The sequence below is a fragment of the Corynebacterium sp. H130 genome (assembly GCF_037572395.1).
In the GTDB taxonomy this organism is placed as follows: domain Bacteria; phylum Actinomycetota; class Actinomycetes; order Mycobacteriales; family Mycobacteriaceae; genus Corynebacterium.
This window is the reverse complement of sequence record NZ_JBBHLA010000005.1, coordinates 183,180-199,816: the sequence shown is the minus strand read 5'-3', so window position 1 is coordinate 199,816 and position 16,637 is coordinate 183,180. Positions and strand designations below refer to the sequence as shown.

The following is a 16,637-nucleotide window of genomic DNA, read 5'->3' as shown; positions in this document are numbered from 1 at the left end:
TGAATCATACACATCTCACGGTTGAAGATTACTTAGGTTGCCTAAGGAATATTTCTTTATCAAACACAAGTACAACTCTGCGCAGGCCAGAGCATCATTCAGCGCATTGTGGTTGGGGTAATCCGGGAGATTATAACGCCGACGCACCCGTGGCAGACGGAGATCTTCGCCACGCGGATAAGTGCCCATTCGTTCCATATGGCGCCTCTCCAAGGCGAAGGTGTCCACCACTTCCGGCTTGAACGCCCGGCCGAGTTCGTGGCGGAGGAACCCTTTTTCGATGGACGCATAGTGAGCAAGCAGCACCCTGTCCCCCAGGGCTTCGGTGAACGCGTCAAGCACAGTGGCTAACGGGGTGCCGGTGGCCAATGTGTCGTCGGTAAGCCCGTGGATGCTGACGGAGGAGGTGACGTCGGCGTCGTTGGCAATAACGAAGTATTGGGCCCCAGAAAGGTCGATGACCGTGCCATTGACCGGGACCCAACCGATCGACAGGATCGAGTCGCGGCCCGGTTTGAGGCCCGTGGTTTCAATGTCCACCGCAAGCAAACGCAGGTCCGCCGTCGCGGGGTTCGGTTTGAACAGTCTCATATGCTGCGCACCGGGAACTTAGTAGCCAGCGCGGTCTGCATGGATTTGATGATCTGGAAGGCGTCGCGTAGGTGCTCGCGATCCAGTTTGCCCAGCTGACCAGGATCGACGTGATAGCTCGCCTTATGCCCCGCTCGAATTTGTTCGGCTTGCCAGCGCAGGGTCATGGTGAAGAGGAACTCGTAGGCGTCGATAAGGTCGCTTGCCCCTTGCTCGGAGACGGCCTTTCCGCGGGCAGCCTGCAGGCGCGCAATGGTGCCGACCTCGGGCGCGCCAGAGGCAAGCGCAAACAGACGCGCCATCTGCACCACCGCGGCAATTCCGCCCTTCTTCACGTCCAACGTGTGCGCGTATTCGCCGGAGCGGTCGAGGACGAACCCGCGGAAGAATCCGAGCGGTGGCTCCCGGCGCGCTGCGAGGGCTGCCAGGTGCGCGTGCATGCGTCCCGCGTTCGTCGCCATCTCGACGGCTGCCGCGTGCACCTCCTCCGCCAGCTCCAGCGAACCGTAGATGCCACGGAAATCAAAGAAGGTTTGGGCATGAAGCAGCGCGTCTGGCTCCGGGGCAGTGATCCAGGTGCGGAAGGTCGAAATCCATTCGGAAACTGTCATGCGCCACGACGGGTTCATCGCCATCATGTCGCCCGGGCAGAGGACTTGGCCTGCAGTGTCAAGTCCCCGGCACACGAATTCAGTCAGCTGGGCAAAGTACTCGCCGTGTTCGGCGTCATCATAGGAATCGGAGAGGACAAGGCAGTTGTCTTGGTCCGAGGCGAGCCCCATTCCGCGGCGGCCTTGGGACCCCACGACCACAAAGCAATACGGGACAGGCGCAGGTCCGAACTTCTCTTCGCCGAGCTGCAGGAGCCTGCGGGCCAAGGCATCGGCCGCGACGGTGAGCAGAGCCGTCACTTCTTCCGCGGAGGCACCACGCTCAATGAAGCGCACTGCCACATCGGCGGCGCTGGAGTACACCTGTCCCAGTTCCTCCGGGGTATTCCGACGCGACAGATCAGCGGTCAGGTAGATCGGGTCGTGCCGCAGCAGGCGCATAATGTCCGCCGAAGCGACAATGCCCACCAAGTTGCCATTATCGACGACCGGAAGGTGATGAATCCCCCGCTCCGCCATGATCAACATGGCTTCAAAAGCTAAAGACTCCGGCGTGGCCGTGATCGGGTTCGGGGTCATGATTGCCTGGACCGGTCGCTGAATATCTCCACCCACCGCTACGAGTTTGCGCAGGTCACGGTCAGTGATGATTCCCTGCAGCCGTGCTTCTGGGGCGATGAGAAGCGAGGAGACGTTTTGTTGCTGCATACGCGCCGCGGCAGCTTGGATGGTTTCCTCCGGGTCGATCTGCGCCGGCGGAGTGATCATGAATTCTTTGAGCGCGGTCCTGAGGACATCTGCGCTGGACGTGTCGCGCAACTTATTGGCGGCGGCGCGGATCCGCGCACTTTGGGTAGCGAAGTGACTGCCGAACAGCGGGTTCGCCTCCGCAACCTCGAGGAAGGCCTCGCGAGGCAGGCGCAGCAGCAAGCTGTCCTCCACGGCAACCATCGTGTAGATGGAGTCGGATTCATCGGGCAGTGTCGAGTAGCCGAATGCCCGGCCGGCTTCTCGCCTGTCGAGCAATACCCCATCCGCGTCGAGTACGTCGACGGCACCAGAGCGGATCACATGCAGGTGGTGGTTCTTCTCCCCTGCGCTAAAAATGACGTCGCCCCGGCGCGCATAGATGATGTCCATGCGCCCGGGCAGCGACTCCAACGTTGCAGAATCGAGTTCGGTAAATGGCGTGTAGGAGCTCAGGAAACGCTGGATTTCCTCAAGTTCAACAGTCATGCCATGAGACTAAACGCTCGCGGCGATCCTGTCTCCGATTTCGGTAGTTTTTACTTCACTGCGGGAAATAACGTCCCGCTCCACTGCCTTCTCGATCCGCACCGCGTTCTCCTCATCGCCGAGGTGCCTGAGCATCATCGCGGCGGACAAAATTGCAGCGCTTGGATCCGCAATCCCCTTGCCCGCAATGTCCGGCGCCGAGCCGTGCACCGGCTCAAACATCGAAGGGTTGGTGCCGGAAGCATCAATGTTTCCGGAAGCCGCCAGGCCAATTCCGCCGGTGACCGCGCCAGCCAGGTCAGTGAGAATGTCGCCGAACAAGTTGTCCGTGACGATGACGTCGTAACGCGCCGGGTCGGTGACCATGTAGATAGTGGCGGCGTCGATGTGGTTGTAGTCGACGGTGACTTCAGGGTATTCCTTCGCCACGTCGTTGACGGTGCGCTGCCACAAGCCACCGGCATTGACCAGCACATTGGTCTTGTGCACCAGGGTTAGATGCTTGCGGCGGCTCATCGCGCGCTCAAAGGCGTCTCGCACCACGCGCTCAACACCGTAGCGGGTGTTCTGGCTGACCTCGCTAGCCACCTCATGCTCGGTGCCTTCGCGCAGGGTGCCACCGTTTCCGCAGTACAGACCTTCAGTCCCCTCGCGCACGACCACGAAGTCAATCTCACCCGGGTTTGCGAGCGGGCTTGTCGACGTCGGGTACAGCTTTGCTGGTCGGAGGTTCACATGGTGGTCCAGCTTGAACCTCAGCTGCAGCAGCAGGCCACGCTCGAGCACACCTGGAGGAACGTCGCCTGGCGCGCCAATCGCTCCGAGGAGGATGGCGTCGTGTTCTTTGAGTGAGGCCAGATCGGCGTCGGTGAGCAGTTCACCATTCTTTAGGTAGCGACGCGCACCAAGGTCATATTCGGTGACCTGGATGTCGTCGCGAACAGCGCGCAAAACTTTCAGAGCTTCAGCGGTGACCTCCGGTCCGATGCCGTCGCCACCAATCACAGCAAGTTTCAACACGTGGGATTCCTCTCTCACTTATTGGGATAGTGAGAGTATAGCAGATGCTATCCCAAAAGCTGCGCCACTTCCCTATCTTGGAGGACAGCCTGCTCAAGCTCGCGTTCCAGCTTTGCCATATCTACCCCCACACCAATCAAGACCAACTCCGACCCGGGCGTTTGCTCGATCTGACCCCACAGAGCAGCTGGCTGAATCATGAGCTGCGGGCCGGCCTGCTGCCAGGACTGGACCGCCTTCAAATCAGAATCCAACCAGCAATAGCCTTTAGACCGAACCAAACCCGTGGTCGCGCGCAGCACCTTTAGCAACCGATCCTTGTTAAATGGCCGATCACTGCGGAACACGGTCGAGGAAATGCCATACTCTTCCGTCTCCGGCGTGTGTGGCTGGATCATTTCGTCATAAAATCCCTCATAGGCGCGCGCCGTTTCCACACTGTAGCGTCGCACATCAAGCACCTGCGCAAAATCAATGTCCCCCATGGTTGCGACGACAATTTCAGCGCGCGGATTCATCGCCTTTACGACGCGCGAAACGCGCTCCACCTCAACAGACCCAGCCACATCAGACTTGGTGAGCACAATCAAATCGGCAAATTCAACCTGGTCAACAAGCAAATCAGCCACGGTGCGCTGATCATCAACATCAGCAGACGGGTCAGCGTCAGCGAGCGCCTGCTTCTTGGCCATGTAGCCAAGGAAGGTCGAAGCATCCACGAGCGTGACCATCGCATTGATATCCGCGTGATCACCGAGACGGAAGCCATTTTCGAAGCGCCAGTCAAAGGTGGCAGCCACCGGCATCGGTTCGGAAATACCAGTCGATTCAATGACGATGTGGTCAAAGTCCCCGGATTCAGCAAGCTCAGAAACGGAATCCACCAAATCCTCACGCAAGGTGCAGCAGATGCAGCCATTGCTGAGCTCCACCATGCGATCTTCACCCCTCACAAGAGTGGCGTCGACATTGACTTCAGAAAAGTCATTCACGATCACCGCGATCTTGCGGCCCTCCTGGTTGGCCAGAAGATTGTTCAGAAGAGTGGTTTTACCGGCCCCAAGAAAGCCGCTGAGAATAGTCACGGGAGTCATGGCGACTAATGATAGCGATTTGCATTAGCGGGTGGCAAGTGGGGGTTACTTGTGGCAAATCTGCACCCGCGAATCCGTCTGGAAGGCACGAAAACCGCAATAACAGGGTGCAAATTCCACGCCAGCAACGAATCTGCACCCTCCAAAGCACCCACACAGCACGAAAACCGCATTACCAGGGTGCAGATTCAACCGCTCAACACAAAAGGCCCGAGCCAACAAGGCTCGGGTCTTTCATTAATCAGGAACTCTTAGTCCAGTTCAAGCTGGAACTTGCGTGCCCCGAGGGACTCGCCAACGCGGTCGAAGAGTTCCGCAGGAACTTCCTGGTCTACTCGCAGCACGAGGATGGCGCCGTTGTTTTCCTTGTCCAGGGACATTGCTGCGGCTTCGATGTTGATGTTCTCGGCACCGAGCAGGGTGCCCACCTTGCCCAGTGCGCCTGGGGCGTCTGGGTAGAACAGGAACAGGTTGTGACCGGTGGCGCGCATGTCGATGCCACGGCGGTTGATGCGCACGATCTTTTCCTGGAACTCAAGACCGGTGAGTGCGCCGACCACGGATGCTTTGGTGCCGTCGGCGGCGAAGGCGCGAACGATCAGGGAAGAACGCTGCGACAGCGACTCGGTGGAGGTGGAAACCTTCAGCTCCACGCCTCGGGTTTCAGCGATCTGTGGCGCGTTCACGAAGGTCACTGGCTGGTCGGTCTGGCCAGAGAAGAGTCCGCGCAGGGCTGCGAGGCCAAGGACGTCTGGAGTCTCGGTGGACAGTTCGCCACAAGCAACAACCTCGATGGAAACTGGAACACCGTCGAGAAGGTGACCTGCGACGAGGCCCAGCTTGCGGGCGAGTTCGAGCCACAGGGCAACCTCTTCGCCAACGCGACCGCCGGATACGTTGACGGCGTCCGCGACGAATTCGCCAGCCAGCGCCTTGAGCACGGATGCTGCAACGTCGGTACCAGCGCGGTCCTGAGCTTCCACAGTGGAAGCGCCAAGGTGCGGAGTAACCACAACTTCAGGACGCCCAAACAGTGGAGAGTCAGTGCATGGTTCGGTGGCGAACACGTCGAAGCCTGCACCGCGGATACGGCCGGCGTCGATGGCGTCGGCAAGCGCTTGCTCGTCGACGAGCCCGCCACGCGCAGCGTTGATGATGATCTGGCCTGGCTTTGCCTTGGCAAGCAGCTCGGCGTTGAACATGCCGGCGGTTTCCTTGGTCTTTGGCAGGTGGATCGTGACGAAGTCCGCGCGAGCCATCAGGTCGTCCAATTCGACGAGCTCAACACCGAGCTGGGCAGCGCGGGCTGGGTTCGCGTATGGATCGTAGGCGATGATGGTGGTCTCGAAAGCTGCCAGGCGCTGTGCAAACAGCTGACCGATGTGACCGAAACCGACAATGCCGATCGTCTTGCCAAAAATTTCCACGCCCTTGAAGGAGGATCGCTTCCACTGGCCCTCGCGGAGAGAGGCGTCGGCGAGTGGAATCTGGCGGGCGGTGGACAGCAACAAGGAAATTGCGTGTTCACATGCGGAGTGAATGTTAGAGGTTGGGGCGTTGCAGACCATGACGCCACGCTCAGTAGCGGCGTCGATGTCCACATTGTCCAGACCCACGCCAGCGCGACCAACGATCTTCAGTTTCGGCGCTGCAGCCAAAACTTCCTTGTCAACGGTGGTTGCGGAACGCACGAGCAGGGCGTCAGCTTCAGGGACGGCAGCGAGCAGTTCAACTCGGTTTGGACCGTCTACCCAACGAACTTCAACGGAATCACCCAGCGCATCAACAGTGGACTGCGCAAGCTTGTCAGCGATAAGAACTACAGGACGGTCATTGAGAGCCACGAGAAACATCTCCTGATGATGGTATTGACCACCTCACGCAGGCACGACCGCGTCGGCGAGAGGTAGGTTGTCGCCGGCACACGTGACGACAACTGACCGTAGTGTAACTTCTACATCCACGAGAGTGAGCCCCTCCCCACGCATATAGGGGTGGTTTTTATACAATCATCCGCATATTTACTGGAAAGTTACCAGCCACGGCTTCGGGTCAGTTTCCATGGTCTGCTCTGGGCTGAACATCGGTTTGTCCTCGTCGTGGAAATTCTTCCAGGCCAGGAATATTCGTGGGTCGAGTCCTGCGCGAACCATGTCCCAGGTCTGCATCTTCTCAGCCTCAGTGCCATGACCATCCACGTGAATAACCATGGCGAGTTCATCGTGATAAGCCAGCTGATCCCGATTCCGGATCATTTGTTCTTGGAACTGGTGCACGATGAGTGGCTTTTGCGGCAGGTTGTTCTCCTTGGTCACGGTGGCCAGCCAATTCGACACCTCGTTTACCTCGGCCGCATCGACATGACCTACGTCCTGCAACGGCTTGCCTTCCGGACCAAGCTTCCACTCCGGATCCAGTGCCAGCCCCACATTTGGGCGCTTCAGCAGCTCTTCGTATCGCTTTGCTTGCTCCAGCAGACTGGCTCGGCCGGGCTGCAAATCCAGGAATACGTAGCCACCCGCTTCCGTCATGGCGTCGACGTAAGGCGTCAGTTCCTCGACAGTCGACTCGTTGGAATAGTCGCCGTCGCCTCCTGGCTGTGAGGCCGCCACTGTGGCGATGATTTCAAACGCAGGAATCACAGGCTCGGGGCTATACGGCTGATATTCGGCCGCCCGTTTCTTCGCCTCGGCAGCAGCTTCCTTCGGAGGCATCTCCCCCATCACGCCCAGCGCTGGCCCGCTCGGATGCCCGTAGAGCGCTACCATGCGTCGGCCTGGGAATACGAGTCCGCCACCGCCAATTTGTTGTGGCGCAGTCTGGGCCGAGCGGATGCGACGAGTCAACTCTTCGCTTGTGCCAAAGTCGTCGCCAAGGGCCAAAATCGGTTGCCCTTCAAGTCCGGCTGTTGCCTTGACGGTCGCGTCGCTGTAGCGCGGGTCAGCATGCTCGAGGACCGTGACGTTGGCACCGAACGCCCTAGCAGTGGCGACGGATGCAACGCTGGACGTGCGCGTGGCGATGATCGGTGGCGCAGCGCCACCGTCCTGTTTTCCTTGCACCGGAAAGTGCTCGGTAACGGTCTTACGCTGGGCCAGCACATTGCCCGGCACGGTGTACTCGATGCGCTTGACCGGATCCACCTTCGCGATATCCGCCACCAGATCATTCGTCGGCACCCGCTCAAACTTCAGCGAGGTGAGCTCGCCCAGCCCCTCCGGTGTTCCTGGGTCAGTCACCACGGTGAGTCCCTGCTGCTCCAGTGGCGTAGCCTCACCCACCATCAGCACGTGGGTGACATTAAGCGCGCCCAAGGCAGCCACGACGTCATCGACGGTCTCTGGCGTCGACGTCATCATCGGCGAGTGGGTGGCAACGCTTATCGACGCCGCGCGTGCCTGCGCAGCCATCTCAGGGCCCGCGATGATCGCGGTGTCAGACTTCTCAAAGATCTTCTGCGCAGCCAACGCCCCGGAACCATCCGGGTCGGAAAGAACTTGGGGCTCCGATCCGAATCGGGGCAGAATCTGCAGACTTTCGTTCTTGTTTTTCAGCTCGGCAGGGCTCATCGCCTGCTCTGTTGTGGCCGAGCAACCTGCGAGAAGGGTCGCGGAAATGAACAGAGGTACAGCAGCTTTTGGCAATAAGATAGCCTGCTCCTTTCGGTGTCCTCCTATCGACACTACAAAGAAGCAGGCTGGTGTGCCAGGTTAGACCAGTGGTTCCTTGACCCAGCTCATGAGCTTGCGCAGGTTAGCGCCGGTTGCCTCGATTGGGTGGTTAGCAGTTTCGGCACGCAGTGCTTCGAGCTCCTTGTTGCCACCTTCGACGTTTGCGACCAAGCGCTTGGTGAAGGTGCCATCCTGAATGTCCTTCAAGATCGCGCGCATGGCTGCCTTGGACTCCTCACCGATCACGCGTGGGCCGGACAGGTAGCCACCGAACTCAGCGGTGTCGGAGATGGAGTAATTCATCGCGGTGAGACCGCCCTCAAACATGAGGTCGACGATCAGCTTCATCTCGTGCATGCACTCGAAGTACGCCATCTCTGGTTCGTAGCCCGCCTCAACGAGGGTGTCGAAGCCAGCCTTGATCAATTCTTCTGCACCACCACACAGGACTGCCTGCTCGCCGAAGAGGTCAGTTTCGGTCTCGTCCTTGAAGGTGGTCTCGATGATGCCGGCACGTCCACCACCAATGGCGGAAGCGTAGGACAGGCACAGCTCCTTGCCCTCGCCCTTTGGATCCTGGTCAACGGCGATGAGGCAAGGAACGCCCTTGCCGTCCTCGAACTGGCGTCGAACCAGGTGACCTGGGCCCTTAGGCGCAACCATGCCGATGGTGACATTAGCTGGTGGGGTGATCAGATCGAAGTGGATGTTCAGGCCGTGGCCGAACAGCAGCGCGTCGCCATCCTTCAGGTTTGGCTCGATGTCCTGCTTGAAGATTGCAGCCTGGGAGGTGTCCGGAGCCAGCAGCATAATGACGTCAGCCCATGCAGCAGCATCTGCGTTGTTCTTAACCTCAAAGCCGGCTTCGCGTGCCTTGTCAGCCGAGTTGGAGCCATTGCGCAGTCCGATAACAACTTCAACGCCGGAGTCACGCAGATTCTGAGCGTGAGCGTGGCCCTGGGAGCCGTAGCCGATGATGGCTACCTTGCGTCCCTGGATCAGGGAGAGGTCGCAGTTGTCGTCGTAGATCATTTCGATTGCCATGGGTAGAAACCTTTCTTTGAATGTGAATTAGAGCTTATTGGGTGCCATCGTCTTCGGACCGCGATTCATCGCAATTTCACCCGAATGTAGTAGTTCTCGAATGCCGAAGGGCTCCAGCACGTCGAGAAGCGCGCCGAGTTTACCGGGAGTTCCCGTTGCTTCAATGACCACCGATTCTGGCGAGACGTCGACAACGCGGGCGCGGAAGATGTTTGCCGCGTCGACGACGTGCGGGCGTGTGCTGGTGTCGGCGCTGACCTTCACCAGCATCAGTGCGCGGGCGACGGTGTTTTCCTCGTCGAGCCGTACCACTTTCAACACCGGGATCAGCTTGTTGAGCTGCTTGGTGATCTGCTCGACAGCTACATCATCCCCGCAGAAAACTATGGTGATGCGGTTAATCCCCTCGTTTTCAGTGCGCGCCGAGGACATCGAATACATACTGAAACCGCGGCGGGCGAACATGCCCGAGATGCGTGCGATGATCGCGTCCTGATCCTGGACCAGGACGCTCAGGACGTGTCGTGTTCCGGTTGGAGCAATCATTACTGTTCCCTTTCGATTACGTCGGCAACGTCACTCGGCCCGTCGGCGGAGTCCTCTTCAAACAGGGGCTGCAGCCCCTTTGCGTACTGGATATCCGAGTTAGAGTGTCCAGCAGCAACCATCGGCCACACTTGGGCATCCTCACCGACGATGAAGTCAATAACGACCGGTCGATCGTTGATTTCGCGCGCTTTTTGGATAGTCGGGAGCACATCTTCGTCACGGGTGACGCGGAACGCTGCACAACCCATGGCTTCTGCCAGGCCCACAAAATCCGGCAGGTAGTTTTCCCGATCGCCGAGATTCGAGTTGGAATGACGGCCGTCATAAAACAGCGTCTGCCACTGGCGTACCATGCCGAGGTTGCCGTTGTTGATGAGCGCAATCTTGATCGGGAAACCCTCGACCGCACAGGTCACCAGCTCCTGGTTCGTCATCTGGAAGCAACCGTCACCGTCGATGGCCCACACTTCCTTGTCAGGGCACGCAGCTTTGGCCCCCATCGCCGCTGGAATGGAGTAACCCATGGTTCCGAGGCCACCTGAGTTCAGCCAGGTGCGCGGATGCTCGAAGTCTAAGAACTGCGCCGACCACATTTGGTGCTGACCGACTCCGGCGCAGTAGATGGCCTCCGGACCAACTTCCTTAGACAACGTGCTGATCACCAATTGCGGCTCGACGATATCTTCGCCTTGCTCTTCATATCCGCGTGGGAAGCGTTCAACCAAGTTATTGAGGTATGACCACCACTGATCCATCGAAGGCACCGGCAAGTTCAGCTTCTGGTAGGTCTCCAGCAGTGCCTCCAGCACCTCAGCTGCGTCGCCAACGATCGGTACGTCCACGGCGCGCACCTTGCCGATTTCCGCTGGATCAATGTCGGCATGAATGACTTTCGCCCCAGGTGCGAAGCTGTCCAGGCGACCCGTGACGCGGTCGTCGAAACGCGCGCCGATGGCGATCAGCAGGTCCGAGCCCTGCATCGCGCCCACCGCGGGTACGCTGCCATGCATTCCAGGCATTCCCATGTGCTGCGGATGAGATTCTGGGAAGGAACCCAAGGCCATGAGGGTGGTGACCACTGGGATACCGGTGAATTCAGCAAAAGCTCGCAGCTGTGCGGAGGCGTTGGCTTTGATAACGCCACCACCGATGTAGAGCACCGGGCGCTCAGCTTCGGAGATCATCCGGACGGCTTCATCGATCTGACGGCCGTGCGGAGTGGTTACCGGACGATAGCCCGGCAAGTTCATCTCAGGTGGCCAGGAGAATTCCATCATGGATTCCTGCACGTCCTTCGGAACGTCCACCAGGACAGGACCGGGGCGGCCTGTCGACGCCAAATGGAACGCCTCCGCGATCGCTGCCGGCACCTCGGATGCATTGGTGACGATGAAGTTGTGCTTGGTGATCGGGATGGTGATGCCACGGATATCCGCTTCCTGGAATGCATCGGTGCCCAGCAGACTTGTGCCCACCTGACCGGTGATCGCAACCAAAGGAACGGAATCGAGCATCGCGTCTGCGATCGGGGTGACCAGGTTTGTCGCTCCCGGCCCGGACGTGGCGATGCAAACACCAACTTTTCCGGATGCCTGGGCGTAACCGGTAGCTGCATGGCCCGCGCCTTGTTCGTGGCGCGCAAGCACGTGGCGCACCTTAGTGGATGAATGGAGCGGGTCATACAGTGGCAGCACCGCTCCTCCCGGAATTCCGAACACGACTTCAGTTCCGAGCTCCTCGAGGGAACGGACGATTGCTTGCGCACCGGTCATTCGTTCCGGCGCTTGGGACTTCGCCCGCTGCGCCAGCATTGCTGGCGAGGGGGCCGAACCGGTTTTCCCTGGCTCTGTCACTTGTTGCTCCTTTGGGTAGCGAGAGGATCACAGGTCGTTAGCTGCCACTGTTTCTTGGACTACCCATCCCTGGGGTGGCGGGCTGGCAATTCGAGAAACGACAAACAATAACGGGGCTAAAATGTCAAAACCCTCGGCCAACACTGTGGTGGGTGTTGTCGAGGGCGCTTGACTTGGGAACGACTTGTAGAAGCGTCGCTACGGCAAGCGCCGTCGCTGTACGAGTACTACAAGTCGAATAATGTGCATGCCTCGATAATACACAGTGGTTTGGGGACGAAAAGGATTTTTGAGAAATTCGTTCCATCTCCACCCCCAAAAGTGTCCCATATATTGAAATATTTGTCCCATTTTTGCCCCCGTATTGAGAAACCACCACCTTTTACCTGGCAAAATTCTTGAGATCGTAACCCCGCCTTCCAACAATTTGCTCCCCCGTGCATAGAATGAGCCCATGAGTTCTGAGAATGTCGCCACGCCTTCCTCGCCACAAGCGACTCAGGCAACCACGTTCAACGCTGATCGCACCCACCTCATCGGCGCCGTAGTCATGGCCCTCATCTCCTTGCTCGCCATCGGAGCCAAGCCTCTGTACCTGTTTTGGATCTTGTTCATCCCTGCCCTGTTTGCATACTGGGTGATCAAATCTAAGACGGTCGTTGACGAGAATGGAATCACCGCACACTACGGTTTTTCCGGACCAAAGAGCGTGGACTGGGACAACTTTGCTGGCATCCGTTTCGGTGGCAGCAAAACTTTCGCTCGGAGCTCCAGCAATGAAGAGTTTTCACTCCCCGGCGTTTCCTTCAACTCCTTGCCCAAGCTGAGCGCAGCATCCCAGGGGCGCATCGTCGATGCCCTGACCGCAGGTCGCGAGGCCGCTGATGACAAGGTCGTCGTTTTCCACAAGGACGGCCGACAGGTCCTCAAACACAAGGACGAACTCTAAAAGGAATTCACCTGCCGCGGGACAAAAACACCTAGTGAAATGAGCAACAGGCCATGATCCCACTTCGTTCCAAAGTAACCACTGTTGGCCGTAATGCTGCTGGTGCCCGCGCGCTTTGGCGTGCCACCGGCATGGGTGATAGTGACTTTGGCAAGCCAATTATCGCGATTGCCAACTCCTACACCCAGTTCGTCCCCGGCCACGTCCACCTCAAGAACGTGGGCGACATCGTTGCCGAAGCCATTAAACAAGCCGGTGGCGTACCCCGCGAGTTTCACACGATCGCCGTTGACGACGGCATCGCCATGGGACACGGCGGCATGCTGTATTCACTCCCATCCCGCGAAATCATCGCAGACTCAGTCGAATACATGGTCAACGCCCATACCGCAGATGCGCTGGTCTGTATTTCCAACTGCGACAAGATCACGCCCGGCATGCTCAACGCTGCGCTGCGACTCAACATTCCAGTCGTCTTCGTCTCCGGCGGCCCAATGGAGGCCGGTAAAGCCGTGGTTGTTGATGGTGTCGCGCATGCACCGACTGACCTCATCACTGCTATTTCCGCTTCCGCCAACGATGCCGTTGATGAAAGTGGCCTTACCGAGGTCGAGCGATCCGCCTGCCCAACCTGCGGCTCCTGCTCCGGCATGTTCACCGCTAACTCCATGAATTGCCTGACGGAAGCGCTCGGCTTGTCCTTGCCAGGCAACGGTTCAACCCTGGCTACCCACGAGGCGCGGCGCGCACTTTTCGAGCAAGCTGGCACCACGATCGTTGAGCTCGCTAAGCGTTACTACGGCGACGGCAACGAAAGCGTCCTACCACGCAACATTGCTACGAAGGCTGCCTTCGAAAACGCCATGGCTTTGGACATGGCCATGGGTGGTTCGACCAACACGGTGCTCCACATCCTGGCAGCAGCCCAGGAAGGTGAGGTCGACTTTGACCTGGCTGACATCGATGCACTTTCCCGCAAGGTGGGCTGTCTATCCAAGGTTTCGCCGAACTCGGACTACCACATGGAAGATGTACACCGCGCCGGCGGAATCCCAGCAATCTTGGGCGAGCTCTACCGTGGTGGCCTGCTCAATGAAGACGTCCACTCAGTCCACTCGACGTCACTCAAGCAGTGGCTGGAAGAATGGGACATCCGCTCCGAGAACCCTAGCGAGAAGGCAGTCGCGCTCTTCCACGCCGCACCTGGTGGCGTGCGCACCACCGAGCCGTTTTCCACCAATAATCAATGGGACACCCTTGACACCGACGCCGCCAATGGTTGCATCCGCGACGTTGAACATGCCTACACCAAGGACGGCGGGTTGGCTGTTCTGCGAGGCAACATCGCCCCGGACGGAGCCATCATCAAGGCTGCGGGCATCGATGAGGAATTGTGGCATTTCGAAGGTCCTGCCCGCGTAGTGGAGTCCCAAGAAGAAGCTGTCTCGGTCATCTTGAACAAGACGATCCAGCCGGGCGAGGTCCTCGTGGTTCGCTACGAAGGTCCTTCCGGTGGACCAGGCATGCAAGAGATGCTGCACCCAACTGCCTTCCTCAAGGGCGCAGGCCTGGGTAAAAAGTGCGCTCTCATTACGGATGGACGCTTCTCTGGAGGGTCCTCGGGGCTTTCCGTCGGCCACATCTCCCCAGAGGCTGCTCACGGCGGCATCATCGGCCTGATCGAGGATGGCGACATCATCACCATTGACGTGCATGAACGCCTGTTGGAAGTCAAGGTGAACGCGGACGAACTGCAGCGCCGTCGCGAAGCGATGGAAGCCAGCGACGCACCATGGCAACCACGAGGTCGCGAGCGCTTGGTGAGCAAGGCGCTGCGGGCGTATGCAAGGTTGGCAACTTCCGCCGACAAGGGCGCGGTGCGCAAGGTGGACTAAAGTGGGTCAGCATGACGTTGACCCACAACGAATCAATCACTGTATCCTTAAGCCCAAAGGTCCTATGGACCATCTGCCTCACCGCACTCGCCTCTGGTTTCTGGCAGGTTTACCAGTCCTTTGGCAAGTGGGATTTCTTGTTGGACATGGAGGTCTACCGGGCCGGAGCGCGAGCGTTTCTGGACAATGCGCCTCTCTACGAGCATTCCTTTGATGTCAAGGGCGTCGTGCTCCCCTTCATCTACCCACCGTTTGGCGCAGCAACGCTCGCACCCTTTGCGATGGTGGATAGCCAAACGGCTGCCCTTGCGGTCCTCGGGATGTCCGCGCTCCTGACATTCCTGTGTTTGTGGGTGATAGCGCGCGCACTTATCACTGATCGGTTTCACGCCTTCGTTTTTGCTTGCGTGATGTGGCCTCTCGCCTTGCTATCCGAGCCGCACACCATGAACGCCAGCTTCGGCCAGATCAATGTGCTGGTGATGGCGCTGTGCGTGTTCGACGTGGTTCCGCGTAAACGCTGGTTGCCACAAGGCACCTTGATTGGTCTGGCCGCCGCCATCAAGCTCACTCCGGTCGCGCTGTGCTTGTTTTTCCTGCTCAAGCGAGACTTCAAGGCGATCGGCTGGGCGGCGCTTTCTGGCGCTGTGGTCACCGCAATCACCGCATGTTTCCGCTGGACAGCCACGAAAGAGTTCTTCACCGACACTGTGTTCAAGATGAATTCGACCAACGAAGCCGGCGTAAATACTGCCTACCTGACCAACCAGTCCATCAAGGGCATGCTCTCCCGCTGGGCACCTTCTGAGCAGTCAGCGCAGGCGCATCAAGCAATAATCGACGGGCTGTGGCTGGTGTTCGTGATCATCGCCGTAGTGGCGATCTCCTGGCTCATGGTGGTCATGATCAAACGCAACATGCTTGTCGACGCCGCCCTAGCCAACGCCGGCTTGATGCTGATCATCTCCCCTATTTCTTGGTCTCACCACTGGGTCTGGATGCCACTATTCGCCATGGTGCTCATCTATCGCTGGTTCACAACACCAAAAAATCCAGTGCTGCTTGGAATCTGCGCTGGAGCCACGTGGCTATTTTGCTTGCAGATCAAACCGCACTGGATTTTCGGGGATCTCAACGCTGAAATGTATCACCTCAGCGTTGTGGAAAAGTTTGTACTTTCCGGTTATTTGTGGCTGATGGTGTTCATCGTCATCAGCCTGTTTATCGTGCTACGCCAGACGAAAACTAGCCCAGCGGATTAACACCGGCCAGGAACCACCACATGGCCACTGCGCCCGCAATGCCGATGATGGCCCAAATCCACGAGGATGCGAGCGGGCGCTGGGCCCAGCTGCGGGCAACGTCGAAGGAGATCTTGCCAGGACCCGTAAACTGCAGGCCCAGCGCAAGGACAGCCAAGAGAATCGGCAGGATAACCGAATCTCCAGGGTTCATCGCGTTGAGGCCATCAGCCTGCGCGATTGCGTTAACTGCGCCGAAGCCGGTGACTGCGGTCGCGATGGACGCCGCAACGGGGGTAAGCAGACCGAATACCAGGAATACGCCCGCGAGCAGCTGCATCGTCGGAATCGCAATTGCCAGGATATCGCCCATGGCGTAATTGCTGAACTGTTCGCGCAAACCGTCGATTCCTGGCGCGCCACCAAGCTCGAAGAAGGTCTGTGCGGCCTGGAAGGTGAGCAACCCACCGACCACAAGTCGGATGATCATCAAACCGAAGTCAATGGTGCCACGGCGGGCATCAGCAAATGACTGGACCTCGGGCTTATCGACGGCTGCCGCTGCAACCACTGGTTCTTCATAAGCCACTGGTGCTGGGGCTTCATAAGCGGTTGGCGCGGTGGCCTGGTAGTCCTTCGGAGCGTCAAAGGATGCGGTTGGCTCCGGATCAGCACTGACTTTGTACAGGTTTTGGGTTGGCTCTGGCTGACTCATGGCTTCCTCCGGCGTTGGGTCGATACTTTGGGGAGCTGACCTGCCATAACGTTCGTAAAACTTACCTAAGCCCTTGGAATCATAGGTTGGCACGTTATCGAGGTCGTCGAGATCAGCTGGTTGCAAGCGGTCGGGGTTGGAATTGTTGGTCATGCCACAAGACTAGGC

The 16,637-nt window shown here is 58.6% G+C and carries 13 protein-coding genes; 3 read left to right on the top strand and 10 right to left on the bottom strand.

Annotation, left to right across the window (positions count from 1 at the left end):
- Nucleotides 1-15: 15 nt before the first annotated feature.
- The 9 genes from WG939_RS10760 to WG939_RS10720 all read right to left on the bottom strand — a co-directional run bounded on the left by WG939_RS10760 (nt 16) and on the right by WG939_RS10720 (nt 11,669).
- Nucleotides 16-591 (bottom strand): 3'-5' exonuclease, encoded by a 576-nt coding sequence (locus WG939_RS10760; RefSeq protein ID WP_339985617.1) that lies wholly within the window; start codon nt 589-591, stop codon nt 16-18.
- Nucleotides 588-2,438, bottom strand: coding sequence for a DUF294 nucleotidyltransferase-like domain-containing protein (locus WG939_RS10755; RefSeq protein WP_339985614.1), 1,851 nt, complete (start codon nt 2,436-2,438; stop codon nt 588-590). The genes WG939_RS10760 and WG939_RS10755 overlap by 4 nt, the downstream gene beginning before the upstream one ends.
- A 9-nt stretch (nt 2,439-2,447) precedes the next feature.
- Complete coding sequence (locus WG939_RS10750; RefSeq protein WP_339985784.1) at nt 2,448-3,455, bottom strand: 3-isopropylmalate dehydrogenase; 1,008 nt, start codon at nt 3,453-3,455, stop codon at nt 2,448-2,450.
- 50 nt (nt 3,456-3,505) lie between these two features.
- On the bottom strand, nt 3,506-4,552 hold the full coding sequence (locus WG939_RS10745; protein ID WP_339985612.1) for a GTP-binding protein: 1,047 nt from the start codon (nt 4,550-4,552) through the stop codon (nt 3,506-3,508).
- A gap of 251 nt (nt 4,553-4,803) precedes the next feature.
- Nucleotides 4,804-6,396: a phosphoglycerate dehydrogenase gene (gene serA, locus WG939_RS10740; RefSeq protein WP_339985610.1), complete on the bottom strand. Its 1,593-nt coding sequence runs from the start codon at nt 6,394-6,396 to the stop codon at nt 4,804-4,806.
- Nucleotides 6,397-6,573: 177 nt separating this feature from the next.
- Nucleotides 6,574-8,121, bottom strand: a complete 1,548-nt coding sequence (locus tag WG939_RS10735; RefSeq protein ID WP_445227907.1) for an MBL fold metallo-hydrolase — start codon at nt 8,119-8,121, stop codon at nt 6,574-6,576.
- A gap of 141 nt (nt 8,122-8,262) precedes the next feature.
- Entirely contained in the window at nt 8,263-9,267 is a 1,005-nt protein-coding gene (ilvC, locus tag WG939_RS10730; protein WP_339985607.1) for a ketol-acid reductoisomerase, read from the bottom strand.
- Nucleotides 9,268-9,294: 27 nt separating this feature from the next.
- On the bottom strand, nt 9,295-9,813 hold the full coding sequence (ilvN, locus tag WG939_RS10725; protein ID WP_339985605.1) for an acetolactate synthase small subunit: 519 nt from the start codon (nt 9,811-9,813) through the stop codon (nt 9,295-9,297).
- Nucleotides 9,813-11,669, bottom strand: coding sequence for an acetolactate synthase large subunit (locus WG939_RS10720; protein ID WP_339985603.1), 1,857 nt, complete (start codon nt 11,667-11,669; stop codon nt 9,813-9,815). Before WG939_RS10720 ends, ilvN begins: the two co-directional genes overlap by 1 nt.
- Before the next feature lie 454 nt (nt 11,670-12,123).
- On the opposite strand from WG939_RS10720, the gene WG939_RS10715 reads away from it, so the two are divergent.
- The 3 genes from WG939_RS10715 to WG939_RS10705 are packed head-to-tail and all read left to right on the top strand — an operon-like array spanning nt 12,124 to nt 15,775.
- Nucleotides 12,124-12,618, top strand: a complete 495-nt coding sequence (locus WG939_RS10715) for a PH domain-containing protein (protein WP_339985601.1) — start codon at nt 12,124-12,126, stop codon at nt 12,616-12,618.
- Nucleotides 12,619-12,671: 53 nt separating this feature from the next.
- A complete protein-coding gene (gene ilvD, locus WG939_RS10710) occupies nt 12,672-14,513 on the top strand; it encodes a dihydroxy-acid dehydratase (protein WP_339985599.1) in 1,842 nt (613 codons plus the stop codon).
- An 11-nt stretch (nt 14,514-14,524) separates the two neighbouring features.
- Nucleotides 14,525-15,775, top strand: a complete 1,251-nt coding sequence (locus WG939_RS10705) for a glycosyltransferase family 87 protein (RefSeq protein WP_339985597.1) — start codon at nt 14,525-14,527, stop codon at nt 15,773-15,775.
- On the opposite strand, the gene WG939_RS10700 is transcribed toward WG939_RS10705, so the two are convergent.
- Nucleotides 15,759-16,622: a DoxX family protein gene (locus WG939_RS10700; RefSeq protein WP_339985595.1), complete on the bottom strand. Its 864-nt coding sequence runs from the start codon at nt 16,620-16,622 to the stop codon at nt 15,759-15,761. The genes WG939_RS10705 and WG939_RS10700 overlap by 17 nt on opposite strands.
- Nucleotides 16,623-16,637 lie beyond the last annotated feature (15 nt).